At 50.4% G+C, this 20906-nt stretch carries 15 protein-coding genes and 4 pseudogenes; 6 read left to right on the forward strand and 13 right to left on the reverse strand.

Annotation, left to right across the window (positions count from 1 at the left end; translation table 11 throughout):
- Window positions 1–2: 2 nt before the first annotated feature.
- Genes EC843_RS04470 through tssB form a run of 5 tightly spaced genes read right to left on the reverse strand, consistent with a single transcriptional unit; the run spans window position 3 to window position 5829 of the window.
- On the reverse strand, window positions 3–1700 hold the full coding sequence (locus tag EC843_RS04470; RefSeq protein WP_133521723.1) for an OmpA family protein: 1698 nt from the start codon (window positions 1698–1700) through the stop codon (window positions 3–5).
- Window positions 1700–2389 (reverse strand): type VI secretion system protein TssL, short form, encoded by a 690-nt coding sequence (tssL, locus tag EC843_RS04475; RefSeq protein WP_133521724.1) that lies wholly within the window; start codon window positions 2387–2389, stop codon window positions 1700–1702. The genes EC843_RS04470 and tssL overlap by 1 nt, the downstream gene beginning before the upstream one ends.
- Window positions 2386–3735, reverse strand: coding sequence for a type VI secretion system baseplate subunit TssK (tssK, locus tag EC843_RS04480; protein ID WP_133521725.1), 1350 nt, complete (start codon window positions 3733–3735; stop codon window positions 2386–2388). Before tssK ends, tssL begins: the two co-directional genes overlap by 4 nt.
- Window positions 3736–3748: 13 nt before the next feature.
- Window positions 3749–5299 carry a type VI secretion system contractile sheath large subunit gene (gene tssC, locus EC843_RS04485; protein ID WP_166642035.1) on the reverse strand — a complete coding sequence of 517 codons (1551 nt, stop codon included), beginning with the start codon at window positions 5297–5299 and terminating at the stop codon, window positions 3749–3751.
- A 35-nt stretch (window positions 5300–5334) separates the two neighbouring features.
- A complete protein-coding gene (gene tssB / locus EC843_RS04490; protein ID WP_133521727.1) occupies window positions 5335–5829 on the reverse strand; it encodes a type VI secretion system contractile sheath small subunit in 495 nt (164 codons plus the stop codon).
- Window positions 5830–7027: 1198 nt separating this feature from the next.
- Here tssB and EC843_RS24505 point away from each other — a divergent pair.
- On the forward strand, window positions 7028–7198 hold the full coding sequence (locus EC843_RS24505; RefSeq protein WP_166642036.1) for a hypothetical protein: 171 nt from the start codon (window positions 7028–7030) through the stop codon (window positions 7196–7198).
- Window positions 7199–7208: 10 nt separating this feature from the next.
- Here EC843_RS24505 and EC843_RS24765 read toward each other — a convergent pair.
- From EC843_RS24765 to EC843_RS04500, 4 genes and pseudogenes are all read right to left on the reverse strand, one after another.
- Window positions 7209–7277, reverse strand: a pseudogene (locus EC843_RS24765) (late control D family protein); the annotation flags it as partial.
- Window positions 7278–7307: 30 nt separating this feature from the next.
- Window positions 7308–7537, reverse strand: a pseudogene (locus EC843_RS24770) (baseplate assembly protein); the annotation flags it as partial.
- Window positions 7518–7766 (reverse strand): annotated as a pseudogene (locus EC843_RS04495) (phage baseplate assembly protein V); the annotation flags it as partial. The pseudogenes EC843_RS04495 and EC843_RS24770, both read right to left, overlap by 20 nt.
- A 206-nt stretch (window positions 7767–7972) precedes the next feature.
- Entirely contained in the window at window positions 7973–8860 is an 888-nt protein-coding gene (locus tag EC843_RS04500; protein WP_133521729.1) for a plasmid partitioning protein RepB C-terminal domain-containing protein, read from the reverse strand.
- Between the two features lie 29 nt (window positions 8861–8889).
- On the opposite strand from EC843_RS04500, the gene EC843_RS04505 reads away from it, so the two are divergent.
- The gene (locus tag EC843_RS04505; RefSeq protein WP_133521730.1) at window positions 8890–9429 is read left to right on the forward strand and encodes a hypothetical protein; all 540 of its coding nucleotides are present in this window, start codon (window positions 8890–8892) and stop codon (window positions 9427–9429) included.
- Window positions 9430–10130: 701 nt separating this feature from the next.
- Here the strand turns inward: EC843_RS04505 and EC843_RS04510 are convergent.
- The 4 genes and pseudogenes from EC843_RS04510 to ttrS form a co-directional block, all read right to left on the reverse strand.
- Window positions 10131–10487 (reverse strand): annotated as a pseudogene (locus EC843_RS04510) (DDE-type integrase/transposase/recombinase); the annotation flags it as partial.
- Between the two features lie 23 nt (window positions 10488–10510).
- Window positions 10511–11278 carry a hypothetical protein gene (locus EC843_RS04515; protein ID WP_064545598.1) on the reverse strand — a complete coding sequence of 256 codons (768 nt, stop codon included), beginning with the start codon at window positions 11276–11278 and terminating at the stop codon, window positions 10511–10513.
- Between the two features lie 219 nt (window positions 11279–11497).
- Entirely contained in the window at window positions 11498–12115 is a 618-nt protein-coding gene (ttrR, locus tag EC843_RS04520) for a tetrathionate respiration response regulator TtrR (protein ID WP_064545596.1), read from the reverse strand.
- A 7-nt stretch (window positions 12116–12122) separates the two neighbouring features.
- Window positions 12123–13871 carry a tetrathionate respiration histidine kinase TtrS gene (gene ttrS, locus EC843_RS04525; protein ID WP_166642037.1) on the reverse strand — a complete coding sequence of 583 codons (1749 nt, stop codon included), beginning with the start codon at window positions 13869–13871 and terminating at the stop codon, window positions 12123–12125.
- Window positions 13872–14049: 178 nt separating this feature from the next.
- On the opposite strand from ttrS, the gene ttrB reads away from it, so the two are divergent.
- The 4 genes from ttrB (at window position 14050) to EC843_RS04545 (ending at window position 20903) form a co-directional block, all read left to right on the forward strand.
- A complete protein-coding gene (gene ttrB / locus EC843_RS04530; protein WP_166642038.1) occupies window positions 14050–14784 on the forward strand; it encodes a tetrathionate reductase subunit TtrB in 735 nt (244 codons plus the stop codon).
- Window positions 14785–15807, forward strand: coding sequence for a tetrathionate reductase subunit TtrC (gene ttrC, locus EC843_RS04535; RefSeq protein WP_133521731.1), 1023 nt, complete (start codon window positions 14785–14787; stop codon window positions 15805–15807).
- Window positions 15800–18865 carry a tetrathionate reductase subunit TtrA gene (gene ttrA, locus EC843_RS04540; protein WP_133521732.1) on the forward strand — a complete coding sequence of 1022 codons (3066 nt, stop codon included), beginning with the start codon at window positions 15800–15802 and terminating at the stop codon, window positions 18863–18865. Before ttrC ends, ttrA begins: the two co-directional genes overlap by 8 nt.
- A 577-nt stretch (window positions 18866–19442) precedes the next feature.
- The gene (locus EC843_RS04545) at window positions 19443–20903 is read left to right on the forward strand and encodes an AMP nucleosidase (RefSeq protein ID WP_064545581.1); all 1461 of its coding nucleotides are present in this window, start codon (window positions 19443–19445) and stop codon (window positions 20901–20903) included.
- Window positions 20904–20906 lie beyond the last annotated feature (3 nt).

Raw genomic sequence — 20906 nt, forward strand, 5'->3', positions numbered from 1 at the left:
ATTTACTTCTCCATTTCTTGAGTTGAAACGCCACGTACATCCGGTGACGCTGGTTTTTCGCCTGGTATGCGACAGGCATCGGCCTGTGGCACCAGACTGATCTCGACACGCCGGTTATGCGCACGGCCATCAGGCGTATCGTTTGAAGCAATCGGACGGCTGTCACCGTAACCCTGCACCGCAAAACAACTTCCCGGTACATCCCCTGTGTCCCGCATCCAGTTGCGAACGGATTCGGCTCTTTGCAGTGACAGGCTCTGGTTAAGCGACACGCTGCCGGTGTTGTCCGTATGGCCGCTGACGACAATCAGCCAGCCTGGTTTGGCTTTGATGCCCACCAGCGCATTGACGAGGATTTTGGTAGAGCCGTCTTTAAGTAACGCTTTGCCGGAATCAAACAGCGACATGCTGTCAAGACGGACAATTTTTGGAACAGGCACAATTTTTGGAACAGGCACAAGTTTCGGTGCCGGGGGAGGAACATACGTATCAATCGCCTGTTGCAGTGCCAGCCACAGGCGTTGCCCTGGGTAATAGCCCAGACTGTAACGCTGTGGTTCACCCTGGCGCTGCCAGCGTTCAAGCAGGAGTGCATCCTTTTTCAGCGCCGCAAGCGACTGTGCTTTAGGGACGTAATGGTTCATCGGAATGGCAGACCAGCGCTGTAAATCGGAACTCATCTGGCGGATCAGATCCCGGTTATTCGTCGCAGAAAAACCCAGAGCGGCAAGTGAACACAGCCACATCAACAGGACAACACGGCGGGTACGCTGACCTCCCTGTATCGGTGAAGCAAAAGGAGCAAGCAACGGCAGAACCGCATCGGGAAAGCGGCTGGCAACTTCATTGACAACGACCACAGAAGGGAACTGCAAACAGGAACGCAGGTACAGCCACTGTGACCAGACAGACTGGGGTTCCTGCCTTGTGGCACCAGAACGCAGGGTTACGGCAAATGGGCGGACGGGGGGCGTCAACCGGTCAGCTTTCTCCAGTTCATCCAGCAAGGTTTCCCGGATAAACGCGAATGCCTGGCTGAGAACCGGCAGTACCACCAGATTATTTTCCGTCTGCTGCCAGTCAACCAGTGCCTGTGGGGATTCATCAGGCGGACACACGACCGGACTGTCTCCGCGAACGATCACCCAGGGTGTGGCTGGCCCTGAAAACTCACAACACACCACCACCGGCAGCGCAAATCCGGTCAGAGATTTCATCTGCCTGACCTGCTGACGGAGTGTTTTCAGTGCCGAACGTAAGACAGCCTCATCCTGATGCTGGTCCGGCAGACAGGCATACATCACGGAAAGCTGTCCGGCCTGACGGGGTTGCTGCACCAGAATGTTGCGCGCAATATCCGTTAATCGGCTGACATCTCCTGCCCGATACCACCAGCCCTGAGCGGTTTTTCTGAGTTGTTTCCCCTGGAATATCGCCTCAAGGCCGTCGCCACACACGAGCACAACCGGCCCCAGGGTATCAAGCGAAGGCAGGTCGACAGAGGTTTCGGTTCCGTCAGCCTGCGGTGCGCGATATCGGCAGCTTTTCCAGACAGTCCAGCCTGCAACAATGATGAGTATCACGGTTGCCAGGCTTTTAGAGACGTGACTGACGGGGATGAAATACCAGAGTAGCCACAGCAACGCCGCAGACCCTGCCAGGGTATGTATGGCAACCGGGACGATGACTGATTTACGCATTAACGTGGCAGCTCCGGTATTTGCGCCGATAACAGCGCCTGAAGCCACAGATGCCCCCCCCACCAGACAACACCAGTCAAGACGACCGCCAGCACAATCCAGAACCAGACAGAGCGCATCAGACTGTAGCGATGTTTACCGGTCCGGTGAACCACCAGAGACAAGCCCGCATCTGGCTGAGGAACACGTTCAGTCAGGGCTTTAATCACTTCATCACGCTGCGTCTGGCTCACCTCCTTCAGGCTGTATAGCCCCTGAAAACCCAGAGCAATAACCCGGTGATAGCAGATCAGAACCGCGCTAATGGGATCAGGCTGACGAAGGACTTCGGCAATGCGATCCCATAACGCTTCTCCAGCGCGTAGTGAGCCAAAAAACCGGGCCTGAAGCGGTGCTTTACGCCAGGCTATCTGACCGGCATCAAGGGAGGTTTCATCTCCCTCTTCAGTCTTCACTGGTTTTCGCGCCATAACCGCTTCATCCAGCAGGGCGCACTGGGCATAGGAGATATGGTCAATGCTTGCCTCGTCGAACCCTGCACGTTCCAGGGCTTCACGGACGCCTTCAACCTGCCTGATGCACTTTTCATAAAGTGCTGTGCCATCGGGCGTAACAGCGCCCTTCTTCAGCATAGTGACGGTTAGCCAGGTTTCCGCCATCAGCTGGTCGATATCGATGTCCTGTGTCATGAGCGCAGCACCGCAAAGAGTTCAAGCTCCAGTTTCCCGAGCAACGCAGGCACATAGAACATGCATACACCCTGCTCCTGCATCTCACGGGCCGCAGCACTTTCCATGTCGAGCGCAAAATACTGGTTTTCCATCCGCACCGGTAACGCCGCCGGTACGCGGCTGACAGGAATAAGTGGAATGCCTTTCAGTGCGGCACTGTAAATTTCATTCACGTCGTCAGGTGACCCTGCCTGGCAAAGTGCAGGGAATCTGTCAGCAATCTGCCACGCCGGAATATCGGAACGGACAGACAGATACAGGTCGGCTTCTTCACGCAAACGAATATCGTGCAGGCTGGCTTTCCAGGTCTGGTCATCAGGCCGGGACATTTCAAGTGCAATGACTCTTGAAGGCAGGCTGGCTTCCAGCAGGCCGGTGATCAGCTCAAACAGAGGCGGAAATGCGTTGACCGGCTCTGCGTGGTCATAACCTGGAATGGCATCCAGATCGTGATCCAGAGAGAAAGTCAGCATACTGCCCGCCAGACGAGCCAGTTCAGCCCATACCTGTTCAGGGTGACGAGCCGGGAAGCGTTCATACTCCGTCAGTACCCGTGCATGGGAATTCAGGGCATTCAGCAGCCAGAACAGCGAAACATCGGCGACCGCAAAATCAGCCAGGCGTTCGTTACTCTCACGGCGCATCGACATCAGACGCTGGCGGCGGGAACGAAGCTGGCGATTGAGTAACACCAGACGTTCACGAAGTGTCGGGCTGGCAGAAAACAACGCCAGCGGCGGGATAAATGCCGGGTCCTGACGCCATCCAGCCTGCCCGTCCCGGATAAGGCGAGCCACCGGGCAGGTTCTCCAGGACTCATTACTTTCATGGGCAAAACGGATGGAATAATTGAATCTTGCGACGGCCATAGACTCTTCTTCAGTTCCGAAGGCATCCTGGACGGTCACCCACTCTTCACGATAGCGGAGAGGCCTGTCAGAAATAACGTTTTCCTGCTGAACATTGATAACACCTGACTGCATCAACGGCAGAGCAATAACGACCGTGACCACATCAAGACCCGCAAGCTGAGCAGGGTCGAGTTCACGAGGCAAAGGCGGTAACTCACTGGTTTGCGTATCAATCAGCGAACCATCTTCCAGCCACAACCTCAGTTGTGAAATCTGGATCAGTCCCGATGAAAGCAAATTGTCATCAAACTCGACTTTCTCTATGCCATACGGGAAGGGAGACGCCAGAGCCGTTACCCCGGCACTGCGAAACGACTCCCATTCCGCCTGCTGCTGGAACTGCTGAGGGGACAGCAATGCCCCCTCGTTCCACAGTGGACGATAAATTTTCATCCCTGCGACCACCTTAGGCTTTTGCTTTTGGCATCTGGGAAACCAGTGACAAATTGATGTCCATGCCTTCCACCTGGAAATGCGGCACGGCAAAGAGTTTCACGCGGAAGAAGCCTGGGTTGTCTTCGATATCTTCCACCGTCACTTTCGCGTCACGCAACGGGTGTGATGCCTGAAGGTCATCGCCCGGGTCAGTCATTTCGGTCACCAGGCCGCGCACCCAGGTATTGAGCTCCAGCTCAAGCAGGCGACGATCTTTAGTGGTGCCGATATTTTCACGCTGGATAAGCTTCAGATAGTGGGCGATGCGTGACAGCAGGAAGATGTATGGCAGACGGGCATTGATACGACTGTTGGCCGTCGCGTCAGCTGTATCAAACAACGCCGGTTTCTGCGATGAGTTGGCCGAGAAGAAGCAGGCATAGTCGCGGTTTTTGTAGTACGACAATGGGATGAAGCCCAGATTCGCGAATTCAAATTCACGGGTCTCGGGGATCATCACTTCTGACGGGATTTTCACCTGATTACCGGTGCCCAGGTCATACAGATGGATAGGCAAATCCTGCACCGCTCCACCCGCCTGTGGCCCACGAATCTGGACGCACCAGCCGTTATTGATAAAGCTTTTCACCATGTTGGCAGCAAACGCAAATGACGCGTTGGTCCACAGGTATTTTTCGTGGTCTGGTCCCTTCACTTCCTCAACATAGTTGAAGTTGCGCACCGGCACGGTATCCGGGCCGTACGGCAGACGGCCCAGCACACGCGGCATGGTCAGGCCGATATAACGGGAGTCTTCTGAATCACGGAATGATTTCCATTTGATGTATTCAGCACGGTCGAAGTAGTTACCAATGTCCTTGATGGCCGCGACTTCTTCCATACTGGATTTATGGAAAAACTTCGGTCCGACCGAACCGATAAACGGCATGTGAGCAGCGGCGGAGACTTTCGAAATATTACGCAGCAGCGCAACATCCTGTGAGGAAGCATCGAATTCATAGGAAGAAATGATAGCGGCAATCGGCTCGCCACCAGGCTGATCGTATTCCATCGTATATGTGTGATAGTACAGACCGCTCTGAATAATTTCCGGGGCATCTTCAAAATCCTGGCGGAGGTCTTCTTTCGAGACATCCAAAATTTCAACTTTCACATTCTGGCGAAAATCAGTCCGGTCAACAGTATGCTTGAGTCCCCGCCATAACCCCTCTACGCGCTGAAATTCAGGGTGGTGCATCACTTCGTCCAGTTGGCGGCTAATCTGTCGATCTAGTTCTGCGATGTGCAGGTCAAGTAAGGTCTTATCGAGCTTTTCGACTTTCTGGCCTGCCTGAGTAATCACCTGCATGAAAACCTGAATTCCTGCTGTCACTCTCTCATCAGCAGACGCTTCAGCCATGATGCTGGTGTCCTGATAATCGGTGATATCACCCAGGTTTTTAACGGGGGTCAGATTGATTTTTTCAAACAGTGAAGCGTAAACGCTATTATGCGGAGTTTTTTCCAGTACAGTCGTTTGCCCTTGTACTGAATGTGTTTCGGTATTTACAGACATCAGCATTCTCTCTGTTAATCCATTAAAAGACTCACCCTGTTTTATTCAGGAGCAAGGGCACTTAATTCGTCGCGTAATTCCTGTGTCAAAGCCGGGTCGATAAGGATTTTCTCAAGCTCTTTTCGGAAAGTATTATTGTCGAGAAGATTAGATTTAAGATCGCGAAGTAAATTACGCATGGCAAGCATGGCGCGGAGTTGCGGTATCTGCCGGGCGACCTGCTCAGGTTCGAAGTCTTTCATTTCATGGAAACTAAGACTGACGTTTTCTTCCGTACCATCATCAGAAAGTGTATTGGGAACTGAAAATTTTAATTCCGGGTTTAATTCAGAGAGAACGCTATTAAAATTGTTTTTATTAACATTTAACTTACTTCTTTCTGAGAGGGGGAGATCTTCTTTACCATTACTGAAATCTCCCATTGCCAGCAGCTTCAGAGGGAGCTCAGTTTTCTTTTGAGCGTTACCTACGTGCAGGTCAAGCCGGATGTTTACACGTGCTTTTGGTATCTCACCTTGAAAGGTCGAATCAGCCATATCATTCCCTTTGTACTTGAACTGTCGTGATGAATTCCACGAGTTTATTAACAAATCGACAATAGAGCTAAAAACTAACATAGAACATCTTTACAGATCAAAGATCTACCCTTAGTGAAATATTAAGAATTTTCATCTATTTTTAAATACGAAAGAACTCTGCATATTCCGATTTTAAGGGGGTTGTTGACTGGTTTTAACATGCAGGGAAGGGAAATCCACCAAATGTGAATAAAATGGTAGTGGTATGTTGTACGTATGATCTTTTATTGATCTGTATCAATGTTTTTATGTGGGAGGCTTGAGGGCGGGCTTTGTGATTTTAAGTATTAAAATATATTACAAGAATAATCCTAAAATAGAGTGATTGAGTGCTACTTTAATGTTGAAATTTGAATATGAATATTTGTAGATTTTCGATACAAAATATTTCCACCCTTCATATCTTGAATGAGTTTTCGCATTGAATGAATTGCTCATCGTTTAAAAAAGGGTGTTTATGGATATGAAATTGTCTTATTGAGGCAAATATAAAAAGAATGCAGGAAAGAAGAAGTGAAGCTTTCGTATTTCGTTGTTGTGAAGAAGAAGGCAACACTCTTCGGGTCATGCTCTCAGTATCGGTGACAAGAACTAATATATTTTAATGCGATCAGGATAGAAGTTACCCAATATTTGAACCATTTTGACGATTGCTATCTCGCCAGTAACGTTTGGCTGGGGTGACACAAGCTTTAAGTAATACCGTATAGCCATTACTTCCCGGATGAACCACCTCCCCTACATAGTCGAGTAAAAGCACACTACCCATTGATTTTATTAGCTGGTAATCCTTATTTAGCGGTCCCTTCCTGACTTCAATCTCAAATATGGGCTCACATAAGGGACTGAACGAGAAGTTTTACACATTGGCATAGCATGCGGATTTTTCTATCGTAGAAAGCCATTGTGAGTAACCATAATTGTCACTGTAACTCGGGTACTCTATATCCGGATAAAGGGATGTGGGCGCCCCAGTCCTTGGCTGCGGCCACGTTATCCAAAGGGTGTAATCACCGGGTTCGATTATTCGGGCGAAACTGCGGTTTAAGCTCGCTTTTCTCTGAAAAGCAACCACCGACAGCATAGGGAAGCAGCCAGACTGTATCGCCTGAGTAATTCACTGGATACTGCCCTAGAATACCACTGGGTTTACCAGGTGCTAGTCGACGAGCTGTGGCCGTGGCAGGGGCGCAGACAGCTGACGTTAAATCCTGATGTGAATGCCGTTTATGTCCTGAAAACGTCGCTTGATGCGGCATTTGATGAGACAGGTAAACAACTGGCTCCCGTCATGGCCCGCATCACCGGCAATATTACGGATTTCTAGATGCTGCTGGAAAGCCGCTGTTACTGAGTGAGTGCATCACCTTAGTGATAGTCCACGGCTGCTCGTCTATGACGCGCTTAACTGGTTCAGGTCAATGGTTGCCACAATCTCAGCTCAGGGGAATGGTTAAGAAAAATGACGCGCCAGCGGTGCCGGTACGTACATCGGTGATGTCGACAAATAAAGAGCCATCGGTAGTGCTCTCAAAGGTGATGGCGGTCAGCCGGATACGCGTTCCCATTTCAGGATGACCATATAGTAGGCCGACATAATTTGCAGACGCAGTGCCGGGTTATCAGGCTGGTCAATCAGTGCCGACAGAAGCTGACGGCGCGGGATTGTCATCGAAATAAATGCCAGGCAGAACAAAGGCTATATCCAGCTCGCCGCCAATCGCCAGCACTAAAATCTGCTCACCGACAGACGATGTACGCGAGCGCTCGACGCGGGGCGTCAGCCAGTGAAGCCTGTCGGTTGTGATACCACCAGTTTCGACTCGACATAACCCAACGGGACTCCAGCCAAAAGTTATCCTCAGAACGACCTTCCCAGGAGCACGGAGAGCCATAACCCGCTGTACTAGCGATTAATTAAGTGCTCTCGATGGGCCAACCTTAGGGAGAAATCGGGAATATTTTGTCATACTGGTTTATTCCCCAAAGAAGGTCATTTCCGGTATGGCCAGGCGCCGTTAATGAGAGTGACCTCGTGTTTTGTTTAAAGACCCCATGCGCAAAATAAAATTGGTCACTCTCGACCGTTCAATTCCATGTATCAGCCCTGGTCTCGACTGACAGAATTCAGGCTCACCACGCCAGATATTTTCTTCAGAACAGTCAGGTATTCACTGTTATTATCATATAGCCAATGTAATATTTCGTTATTACCAAGGAGTCTGGTGATATATGCTTTTACAACTACCATTTTTAAATTATTCTCTGCGTACTCGTCCTGTATAGTCTGTGTTTCTATTTGTACTGCAGCCATTTCCTTCTCCAGTCTCACTAATGTTTTCACAATATCTTTGTTGTCAAGACCTTCCTTGTTTTGTTTAATTAAATGCTCCGGAGGGATGGTGTGAAGCATCATGAGTGCAAATTTTTGTGTGAAGTTGTTTATACTTATCATCCGCATAACAAATTCTAATTGTTTATACGGTTTGATTTTTCTTAATACTCTGAAAATATTCTGGGAAACATTTTTTTCAGCCAGAAGAGCCACAACTTCTTTAGCGATCCCATCGGATATATGAAGTTTGGCGTTTAACGTTGCAGCAGATGCGCCAAGTACTGCGCTCAGTTTCTCTATAGAAACACCAGACCCTATGGCTTTTTTAAGCATTTTCTGCTCCTGAATAATCGTTAACCGATTAACTCTTTTGTTATATGAGTATGTATCTTCAACGGGTGAAATAAGACAATGCGCCTGCGTAATACCGAGATCTTTCAGTGCTTCAATACGAAGATGTCCATCCATAATTTTCCTTGAGTCATCATCACTGATAAAAATAACTATCGGTTCAATCAAACCAATTTCGGCAATTGATGTGGATATTTGTTTATATTTAGTACTGGACTTCACATTTACAGGTAATGGCCTTGAATGCAGGAGACTGTTGATTGGAAATGTCTGAAACTGACTATTGAAACATTGCTTAATCATTGTTTTTTTCCATAGCTATTATTTCTACAATGGGAACCGTAGCTACTGCCGCACAATGTGCCAATGGTGTATTACGAATAATTGATATCTATGGCAATGAAGGAAAGAGAGTTCGAAGGTTTGATTCACAGGATTGGTATATAGCTACATTGACAGCTCTGGATTTGATTTCTCTGGCGGGAGCTAGTCGTGATTTATATATAGCAGTTAAAGCATATCGAGCCATTAAAAGTGCATCGGCTTTTACCTCTGTGAGTATGTTAAAATGGTTACGCGGGTTTGCGGCAACCGAAAAAGAACGTGTTAGCCTCTCAAGAGGTATTATCAGGCACTTCAATCCTTCAGCATCTGAAAAACAAATTAGCATATGGCTTACAGCGAATAAATACCCCAGAATGATTGATTCGGAAAGAGTCATCACTGAATTAAACAATCAACTTAATAATGCAGTAATGGCATCAATGGCATATGCTGGCAGCGCTATTGGTGGGACAATTCGCAATCCTGGTAGTATCAGGCAAACAAGCGCATATGCATTAGGTATTTTGCGTACAGTGGAAATAATTTAATGGAACTAGTAAAAACATTAGTGGGCGGGAGTTTTAATTCATTAATTTCCTATATCAGTGAAATTGAAGCTGATATCAATGCAGATGATTTTTATAAACATGTAGACGCTGAACATTATATCCATGACATATGGTACAGCCCAACGTTAAAGAGCGCATTTTCTGCCGCTACAATAACAATAATTTTGATTTTTTTGTTTTTATTACCTTATCAATCCATTCTTTACACTTTTAATTTAACCCATTCAGCCTTTGCTCTGATGATATTCCCTCCTTTAATATTTATTTTGGTGCTATTGATCCTTAACTTGAAATATATAATGAAAGGTAAGAAACGGGGAATAACCATGCACAAATACATGTTCTTATTTGGAATCGCCTTATTTTGCATATCTATATTATGTTCCATAATCACTCATGAAAGCTATTGGGTAATAAAGTTAATAAATATCATATTGATATTGTGGTGTAAATTTTTAATGAATAGCAATTCATTCTCTACCCTCATTAAAAGTTACATGCGCAGAAGGTTATCCAAAATAATTATGGATAACTTACTTAGTTCTAAAAAACATCAGGGGATGACACTAAAACATTAATCCAGTAGCCACCCGCTTTTACAGAAACGAGCCAGGACAAAACCAGTACTCTTTCACCTAACAGGCAAGAGAGTCTGAGAGTGTATTTTTAGGAAACCATGGACTGTAGTAGTTCAATATATAGCCACTGATTTGTCGACGGACCTCGTCCTTGCCTGCGTAACTATGTGCAGGCACCCATTCTGTTTTCAGACTGCGGAAGAAGCGTTCCATGGGGCTGTTATCCCAGCAGTTTCCCTGCCGACTGACGCTTTGCTTTATTCTGTACCGCCACAGAAGTTGTTGATATTTCAGGACTGTATACTGGCTTCCTTGATCACAGTGGAACATAATACCCTGCGACTGGCCACACACCTCATATGCCATCCGCAGGGCGCTGCTTATCAGTGCCGTATCGGTATTCGCTGACAGACTCCAGCCGATAACCCTGCGGGCAAAAAGATCCATGACGAACGCCATACCGAACCAGACGTCTTACCGCTTCACCATCGAATGGTATAGGGTTCATTCCCTAATTCCCATTTATCGTCATTCATCTCAATAAGAATTCCGCTACGCGACCATGAATCTTTATCACTGTAAATGGATAACTGTTCTTTTAGTACCGCATTATTCAGCCACGGTGTTTTATGTTGATCGAGTTTCCATTTAAAATTAACCCATGAAACAAGATGAGGATTATCATCATAGGGGTTCTTTAATGGTTTCATATATTTCTCCACGCCACCGTACTGAATATGTGCACAAAAGCGGTTTGCGCCGTAGAGTCCTTGAGGAAGATGACCTGATTTAGGATCATCATAGCGATAAAACTTGTTCCCTAGCGGGGTTAATTCTACATAACTTAACGCAACATTAGGGGATGTTGATGAGTCAGTGCCAGCAGCTTTTGCCTTAAAAACGGCCAATGCAGACGCCCCCTCACCAGAATTAAACTTTACTGTGATTAAACCAGCATCAATCAGTGCAGCCACATCTTTTCTGATATCCCCTGACGGATACATCAATGAAGCGGTTTCAGTATTCCCTGGAAGTTTAACGCCTGGATTAGGCATACTTACACAAGCATTAGCAGGTATATTTTGAGTCTCAGTGAGTGCTGTGGTGAGCAGGGTATCGATATCACTTTCTTTCAGTTGGGCGAAAACAGGACTACAACTCATTAAAATTAATGCACCAGCAACTATCCTGCCGACAATATTCCCCAAGCGTGGACACTGCGATTTAGAGCCTTCTAATATCCCCACCATTACTCTCCATTTGATTACTTTTAATTAATAAATTACTTGTCACGTTTTTCGGTTTATATAAGAAATTCAGGCGGCGTTTTCAGCAATCACCGTTCTCCATTATTTCAGCCTCAGAGTACTTTGACCAGCGGCAGCACTAACCGGCACATCCTGATGTACTGATGATGCGCGGAGCTAATCCAGCCTACGAAAAAGGGTCATCATTAGTTTCAAACCCGCTCAGGAAACCAGATAATTTTTTGCATTTCTGTCGTCCAGTATCTGCTGCAGTCGGTTCACCAGTTCCGCCAGGCTGCCTGCCTGCATTTTTTCCATCACCCTGGCGCGGTGCACTTCCACCGTGCGTACCGCAATATTCATGGTGCTGGCAATCTCACGGTTGATTAACCCATCTGCCACCAGCCCCGCCAGCTCCCGCTCTTTAGGTGTCAGTTGCTGATAACAGGCGACAATTTTTTGCCGTTCAAATGTCTGCTCAGAAACCAGTAATGCATGTTCCAGCGCCAACTGAAGGGGCTTTGCCGATACGGGCTTTTGCAGGAAATCGACCGCACCGCGTTTCATTTGTTCTACCGCCATCGGAACATCACCATGGCCGGTGAGGAACACCACCGCCAGCGTACTGCCGCGTCGCAACATTTCCTCATGCACGGCCTGGCCATCCATAACCGGCATACGCATATCCAACAACAGCACACCCGTCTGGTATAACTCTGCCTGCGAAAAAAACATTGCCCCTTCATGCCAGCAGTGAACTTCATATCCCAGGCTTTCAAGCAAAAAAGCACAGGCTTGAGTCACTGCCATATCGTCATCTAACAGATGAATTATCGCCATTGCTGTTTCATTCCTCCTTGCGCGTAAAATCTAACACCACCACCACACCCAACTGACCATCCGCGGCTTTTTGATTCTGGATACTGATCTCTCCCTGGCCATAACGGACTAAACGCTGGCATATCACCAGTCCGAGTCCCATTCCCTCGTCGCGGGTGGTCATAAAAGGCTGGAAAGCCTGGCGCAGTAACGCCTCATCAATGCCTCCGGCATTATCTTGTAGGGTAATTCGCGTGCCGCTGTCTTTATCGTCCACCATTAACCAGATCGTTGTGGCTCCCGCCTGAGCCGCATTCAGGGTCAGGTTGGTCAGCACTTGTTCAAGCAGCATTGGCGGCAGCTGCAAAGTCTGTGCGGAATTGACCTCCATTTGCAGTGTTAATGCCGGGAAATGCTGCTCCATGCGCAATAATCGCCAGACATGTAACATCGCATCGCGAATGCTGACTTGCCCCCACTCCTCGCTCATCACTGGGTTACCCTGCGCCTGGCTGACCCAGTGGCGCAGGTTACGCAAAGTGTCGGCTCCACGTTGTGCCTGCCGGTCAATTTCTTGCAGCGCCGCCTGCAGTGGATGTTGCTCATTCTGAGCCTCAAGGCGAATCAGGCATCCCTCGGCATAATGCCGAATGGCCGAGAGCGGTTGATTCAGCTCGTGGGCGAAACCAGATGTCATCTCTCCCAGTACGCTCATTTGTCTTGCCGTTTCCAGCGCCTGCTCCTGCTGACGCAGCAGCACATTATTGCGCTCTAGCTGCTGGCCACGCCGCCGTACCTGTAGCATCACCCAGATGTAATTTAGCGTGAGCAGTAGCAGGACCAACGCCACGGTGCCCATTGCCAGCTGATGTTGAATCAACCAGCTTTTGATATCCAGCCACAAACGTCGCTGTTGCGGATGCTGGCGTATGTCTTGCAACAGTGTTTCGACCTGGTTGGTCGAGGCCGGAGCCCCCCAACGAAAAGACGCGCTTTCTGGGGAATTAAGCAAAACCTTCGTGACCCGATCCGCCAGTTCATCACTGACCATCGGCATTGCGGCAAAAGACCAGTTGGGATAAAGCGGCGTGCTGGTTAAGCAGGGAATAGAGGCCGAATGGTTTAACAGCGCGATAAAATCTTGCTTATGGATAAGTCCCTCTTCCTCCATATTCTCCAGCAGGCAGACCGGCACAATCGCCGCCTGAATGGCTTTTTCCCGTAACAAATAGAGCAAAGCATCAGCCGGGAAACCGGTGAAACGCAAATTCAGGTCACGTTCCGGGCGAATACCGCTATCAATGAGCGCTTTATACCCCAGTAAATAGCCGCCAAAAGCCTGCGCATCAATGGCGCCAACCGTTTTGCCAATCAGCTCGTGTACCGAGGCAATACCACTATCACGACGGGCGAGGATCACACTGCCGATTACATTGCTCTCCGTTTTGCCACCACGAACAGAACGCAAAGAAGCCAGCCAACGCAGCGGTGAATGGCTATTGAGTTGCACAAACTGCGCCGGATTGGTCACCACAAACTGTACCGTTTTACGGTTAACAGCCTCCTGCATTTGAGGCAGATCGAGCGGTTGAATATGAAACGACTCGCCGGGAAGTTGTTGGTTAAGCGTGGTTTCCAGCGCTTGCCAGTGGCTGCGGGTCAACACCTCTCCACGCATCGCCAGAACACCAATGTTCCACGATTCCGCCCACGCAACACCGCTCATCATGATGGCTGACATGAATAACGCCAGACATCTCATCTGTGTCCCAATCACCGAATTATCCCTGTTGATTATGTTGTTTTAGATCAACAACAAGCTGGTTATGTGGTTAACCACAATAGAGCTGCCACTCCCTGATTTTTACACTGTAAATCATAGACATTTTTTATACATCACTAGCCGAACAATGACGTGACCAATGTTTTGTTGTTGCATCATGACGGGAGAAAATATGGACAGCAGTAAACGGCAGTTTCTCCAGCAACTGGGCATCCTGAGTGCAGGAGCCTCTTTAGTGCCACTGGCTCAGGCAAAATTCCCCTTCTCTCCTGAGCGACGTGAAGGTTCCGCACGCCACCGTTATGCCATGCTTATCGACCTGCGCCGCTGTATTGGTTGCCAGGCCTGCACAGTGAGTTGCGCTATCGAAAACCAGACCCCACAGGGTGAATTTCGCACCCATGTAAACCAATATCAGGTGCAAGTTGAAGGCGAGGAGAGCGTCACCAACGTGCTGCTTCCTCGCCTGTGTAACCATTGCGATAACCCTCCCTGCGTGCCGGTTTGCCCGGTTCAGGCTACGTTCCAGCGGGAAGACGGCATTGTCGTGGTCGACAACACACGGTGCGTCGGTTGCGCTTATTGCGTTCAGGCTTGCCCCTATGACGCACGCTTTATCAATCACGAAACCCAAACTGCCGATAAATGCACCTTCTGCGTCCACAGACTGGAGGTCGGATTGCTCCCCGCCTGTGTGGAGTCTTGCGTTGGTGGCGCACGTATTATCGGCGACCTGCAAGACCCAAATAGCCGCATCGCGCAGATGCTCCACGCCCACCACGCAGCCATCAAAGTATTGAAACCGGAGAACGGCACCCAACCCCATGTTTTCTATTTAGGTCTGGACGAGACGTTCACCACCCCGTTGATGGGGCGCGCTCAGCCCGCACTCTGGCAGGAGGTTTAAATGACCCATTCTCTGTTAGTCGAAGAAGTACTTACCCGGCCGCAGGAAATTAGCTGGCTTCCCTGGGCGGTGCAGTACTTCTTTTTCATCGGCATTGCCGCCTGTGCCGCTCTGTTTGCCTGCGTGCTTCACTGGCGTAAAAGCGATTCGGCAAAACTGGAAAACCTGACGCTGCTGATTGCCTTAACCTGTGCCATCACCGCGCCTCTGGCACTTACGGCGGATCTGCATCAAACCGCCCGCTTCTGGCATTTCTACGCTTATCCAACGCCGTGGTCGTGGATGCCATGGGGCGCACTATTTTTGCCGCTGTTCACCGCTTTTTTAGGCTTATGGTTTCTGGCGTTGCAGCTCAAACGCTTTACCAAAAAAAGCTACCGGGCGACCAAATGGCTGGCACTGGCAAGTGCACTGACCGCAGCAGGATTGCTGCTGTATACCGGACGTGAAGTCTCTATCGTACAGGCGCGCCCCATCTGGTTTAGCTATACATTTCCGGTGGCTATGTTTCTCAGTGCTTTTCATACATTTTTCGCGCTGCTTATCGTGTCGCTGCGCGGTGAACCGGCGTTACAGCGCAAACTGGCTCTGTGGCAACTCTGGACTTTAGGTGGACTTGCCTTCGTCGTGGTGTTTTGGGTCAACGGCGACACGCTCTCCGGCGTAGCTATTCGCGACTGGCTTACGGTGTCTGCATCGGCCAGGCACTACGCAGCTGGTTGGGCTGTACTTTGGTTTATCTCGCTGGGTCTTGGTGGTGTGGCGTTATTCCAGCCGCTAACGATGCCGTTACGCATTTTGCAGGCGTTAAGCGCCATGGCGTTGTGCTGGCTAATGCGCTGGACCTTACTGATTCAGGTGCAAACTGTGCCGAAATTCAACGCTCAATTTAACCCTTACACCCTGCCCGCGGGGACTGATGGCTGGCTTGCCATCCTCGGTACCTTTGGTTTGTGGATAGCGCTGCTCATTATTATCCGTGAAACCGTGAACGGATTCGCAAGGAGAATACAACATGGCTAATTTAACCCGTCGTCAGTGGCTTAAAGTCGGCCTTGCCGTGGGCGGAATGGTAACCTTTGGGCTGAGTTACCGGGATGTCGCAAAGCGGGCGATTGACGGCTTGCAAAACGGAACCTCCGGCAAGATAACCCGCGACCGCATCTTCGCAAATGCGCTCATTCCCGAGGCTCACGCACAACCGCAATGGCAACAAAACCCGCAGCAGGTGATCTCCATGACGCAGTGCTTCGGCTGCTGGACGCAGTGCGGTGTGCGGGTGAGGGTCGATTGCGAAAAGGGGAGAGTACTGCGCATTGCCGGTAACCCTTATCACCCGTTATCCCATGAACATCACATCAATTCCGCCGTGCCGTTTGCAGAAGCGATGGCGCAACTTGCCGGAGAAAGCGGCCTCGATTCCCGCTCCACCGCTTGCGCACGTGGCGCGACCTTGATGGAAGGCCTGTACAGCCCGCTGCGTATTCTGGAACCGATGAAACGCGTGGGTAAACGTGGCGAGGGGAAATGGCAACGCATCAGTTTTGAACAACTTATTGAAGAAGTCGTGGAAGGTGGCGACCTGTTTGGCGAGGGGAATGTAGAAGGTCTGCGCGCCCTTTATGCACCAACGACGCTTATCGACCCGGCGCATCCAGGGTTTGGCCCGAAGACCAACCAGTTACTGGTCACCAATACCAGTGATGACGGGCGCGATACCTTCCTGCGCCGTTTTGCGCTCAACAGTTTCGGCAGCAAAAACTTCGGTGCACACGGTGCCTATTGCGGCCTTGCCTACCGGGCAGGCTCCGGCGCACTGATGGGCGATCTTGAAAAGAACTCGCATGTTAAACCTGACTGGGATCACGTTGAATTCGCGCTGTTTATCGGCACATCTCCCGCGCAATCCGGCAACCCTTTTAAGCGCCAGGCCCGGCAACTTTCCAGCGCCCGTCTGCGCGATAATTTTCAGTATGTTGTGGTTGCTCCGGCGTTGCCGTTAACCACGGTTCTGGCTGACGATCGCGGCCACTGGCTGCCGGTTATTCCTGGCAGTGATTCGGCGTTGGCGATGGGCATGATTCGCTGGATTATCGAAAAACAACGTTATAACGCCGACTATCTGGCCATCCCCGACGCACAAGCGATGCAGCAAGCCGGCGAAAAAAGCTGGACCAACGCCTCGCATCTGGTGATCAGCGATGAACTGCCGCAACTTGCCGGTCAGCATTTGACGCTGGCGCATCTGAGTGAGGATGGCGCAAACGAACCGGTGGTGATGAACGAAAACCAGCAGATGGTTTCTGCCAGCCGTTGCCAGCGCGCACAATTGTTTGTCTCACAACAGGTCACGCTGGCGGACGGACAAGCCGTCACCGTGAAAAGTGGCTTCCAGTTGCTAAAAGAGTCGGCCAATAAACTGACGCTTACGCAATACAGCCAGCAGTGTGGCGTGCCGGAGGGGAAAATTGCTGCGCTGGCGGAGGCTTTCACCCAGCACGGGCGCAAAGCCGCCGTGATCGCCCACGGCGGGATGATGGCAGGCAACGGGTTTTACAACGCCTGGGCTGTTATGATGCTCAACGCGCTGATCGGCAATCTTAGTCTGGAAGGCGGTGTGTTTGTCGGCGGCGGGAAGTTCAACGGTGCGACCGATGGCCCGCGCTATAACATGGACAGCTTCCCAGGTAAGGTCAAACCGCAAGGGTTGAGTATCGCGCGCAGCAAAACGGCGTATGAGTCTTCAGAAGAGTATCGCAATAAAGTGGCCGCAGGGGTTTCCCCCTTCCCTGCCAAAGCACCGTGGTATCCGTTTGTGGCAGGGCAACTGACTGAACTACTTACCTCCGCACTGGAGGGTTACCCTTATCCACTGAAAGCGTGGATCTCCAATATGACCAATCCGTTCTACGGCATTCCGGGGTTGCGGGCCGTGGCGGAAGATAAGCTCAAAGACCCTAAACGCCTGCCGCTGTTTATCGCCATTGACGCCTTTATGAATGAAACTACGGCGCTGGCAGACTACATCGTTCCGGACACCCATAACTTCGAAAGCTGGGGATTTAGTGCGCCGTGGGCAGGGGTTGCCAGTAAAGCCACCACCGCCCGCTGGCCGATCGTTGCTTCAGCAACAAGCCAGACCGCAGACGGGCAACCGGTGTCAATGGAAGCCTTCTGCATCGCCGTAGCAAAGCGCCTGCAACTGCCTGGTTTTGGCGACCATGCGATTACCGATGTGCAAGGCAACAGCTACCCGCTCAATCGCGCGGAAGATTACTATCTGCGCATTGCCGCCAATATCGCATATATGGGCAAAGCGCCCGTCACGCCAGCGAATCATCAGGATGTGACGTTAAGCGGCGTGCGACGAATTCTGCCAGTGATTCAGCAGACGCTAAAACCGGACGAAGTGGAACGTGTGGCGTTCATCTATTCCCGTGGCGGGCGTTTTGCGCCGGACAGCAGCGGGCGCGCCGACAACAGTGTGGGCAATGTCTGGCAAAAACCGCTGCAAATCTGGAATGCCGATGTTGCTGTACATCGCCATGCGATAACCGGTGAACGCTACAGCGGCTGTCCGGCCTGGTATCCTTCACGGTTGTCTGACGGGCGCTCAGTTGACGACATATTCCCAGTGCAGCAGTGGCCACTGAAGCTCATTTCTTTTAAATCTAATACCATGGCCAGCGCCTCTACGGTGATCCCGCGCTTACATCATCTCAAACCCACTAACCTGGTGGCGCTGAATCCTGAGGACGGTAAACGTTACGGTTTGACCCACGGTGATACTGCGCGCATCACCACACCTGGCGGGCACGTTGAGGCACAAATCAGTTTGCTCCACGGCGTGATGCCTGGCGTCATCGCCATTGAGCACGGTTACGGGCACCGGGAAATAGGTGCCGCGCAACATTATCTCGACGGAGAAGCTATGGCGGTGGATACGCAGATAAAAGCGGGAGTTAACCTGAATGATTTAGGGTTTGCTGACCCAACGCGTAAGGTCACCAATACCTGGCTGGACTGGGTTTCCGGAGCGTCAGTCAGACAGGGGCTTCCGGCAAAAATCGAACGGGTGTAGTTCAAGAGCCTGCTAATTTAAGCAGGCTTGAGACTGATGACAAACTTATTCATAGGTCAGATAAGCGCAGCGTCATCCGACACAACGGCGTAAATGGTGGATGACGCTAGCGCTTATCCACCCTACAAAAACAAATCCTTATGAAACCTCGTAGGTCGGATAAGCGCAGCGTCATCCGACACAACGGCGTAAATGGTGGATGACGCTAGCGCTTATCCACCCTACAAAAACAAATCCTTATGAAACCTCGTAGGTCAGATAAGCGCAGCGTCATCCGACACAACGGCGTAAATGGTGGATGACGCTAACGCTTATCCACCCTACAAAAACAAATCCTTATGAAACCTCATAGGTCAGATAAGCGCAGCGTCATCCGACACAACGGGCGTAAATGGTGGATGACGCTAACGCTTATCCACCCTACAAAACACATTTATCACCCTTTGTCAGCAATCTGAAGCCTGCTAATTTAAGCAGGCTTTTTGCTTTACAGGCTCTGCCGCCCCCTTCCGTTCTCTCCCTCCGATGACATACTATCGAAACAGCCCTGCGTAAATCTGCAGGATAAGGAGATAAGATGACGCATCAGACAGCCGACACTGCCCTTACCCCGAACCAGGCCCTCGATAAATTAGAGGAGCTGTACGATGCTTCGGTCAACGCATTGCGTGACGCCATTGCCCAGTACGTTGAAAACGGCACCTTACCCGAAATACAAAAGCGTGCCGCAGGATTATTTGTCTACCCGGAGTTACGCGTCAGTTGGGATGGCACCATCAAACACCCCAACAAAACACGCGCCTATGCTCGCTTCACTCATTCCGGCAGCTATACCACCACCGTTACCCGCCCTGCACTGTTTCGCCATTATCTCGCCGAACAATTAACACTACTTTATGAAGATTATGGTGCGCAGATTGAAGTCGGTTTATCGCTGCATGAAATCCCGTATCCGTATGTGATTGATGGTTCGAGTTTGTCGCTCGACCGTTCGATGAGTGCCGGTTTACCACGCCATTTCCCAACCACTGAATTGGCACAAATTGGCGATGAAACAGCGGATGGCCTGTTCCACCCGACTGAGTACTACCCGCTTTCCCATTTTGACGCGCGTCGTGTGGATTTCTCGCTCGCTCGCCTGCGCCATTACACCGGTACGCCGGTTGAGCACTTCCAGCCCTTCGTGTTGTTTACCAACTACACCCGTTATGTCGATGAGTTTGTACGCTGGGGCTGCCAGCAAATTCTTGACCCGGAAAGTCCTTATGTTGCGCTGTCTTGTGCCGGTGGCGTGTGGTTAACCGCCGATAGCCAGGCTCCTGAAGAAGCCATTTCCGATCTCGCCTGGAAAAAACATCAAATGCCAGCCTGGCATTTGATTGATGCCAACGGCACCGGGATCACGCTGATTAACATTGGCGTTGGGCCATCAAATGCCAAAAATATTTGTGACCATCTGGCGGTATTACGCCCGGCGGCCTGGCTGATGATTGGCCACTGCGGTGGTCTGCGTGAAAGCCAGTCGATTGGCGACTATGTGCTGGCTCACGCTTATCTGCGCGACGATCATGTGCTGGATGCCGTGCTGCCGCCGGACATTCCGATTCCAAGTATCGCCGAAGTTCAGCGCGCTTTGTACGACGCGACTAAACTGGTCAGTGGCATGCCGGGCGAGGAAGTTAAACAGCGCTTGCGTACCGGAACTGTCGTCACAACTGACGATCGTAACTGGGAACTGCGTTATTCGGCTTCAGCCCTGCGTTTCAACCTGAGCCGCGCGGTGGCAATTGATATGGAAAGTGCCACCATCGCCGCGCAAGGTTATCGCTTCCGCGTGCCATATGGCACTTTGCTGTGCGTATCCGATAAACCGCTGCACGGTGAAATAAAGCTGCCCGGTCAGGCAAACCGCTTCTATGAAGGGGCAATTTCGGAGCATTTGCAAATTGGCATCTGCGCCATTGACCTGCTGCGAGCTGAAGGTGAACGCCTGCACTCGCGCAAATTAAGAACATTTAATGAGCCACCTTTCCGATAAGAG

It is taken from the genome of Buttiauxella sp. JUb87, assembly GCF_004361975.1.
GTDB lineage: Bacteria > Pseudomonadota > Gammaproteobacteria > Enterobacterales > Enterobacteriaceae > Buttiauxella > Buttiauxella ferragutiae.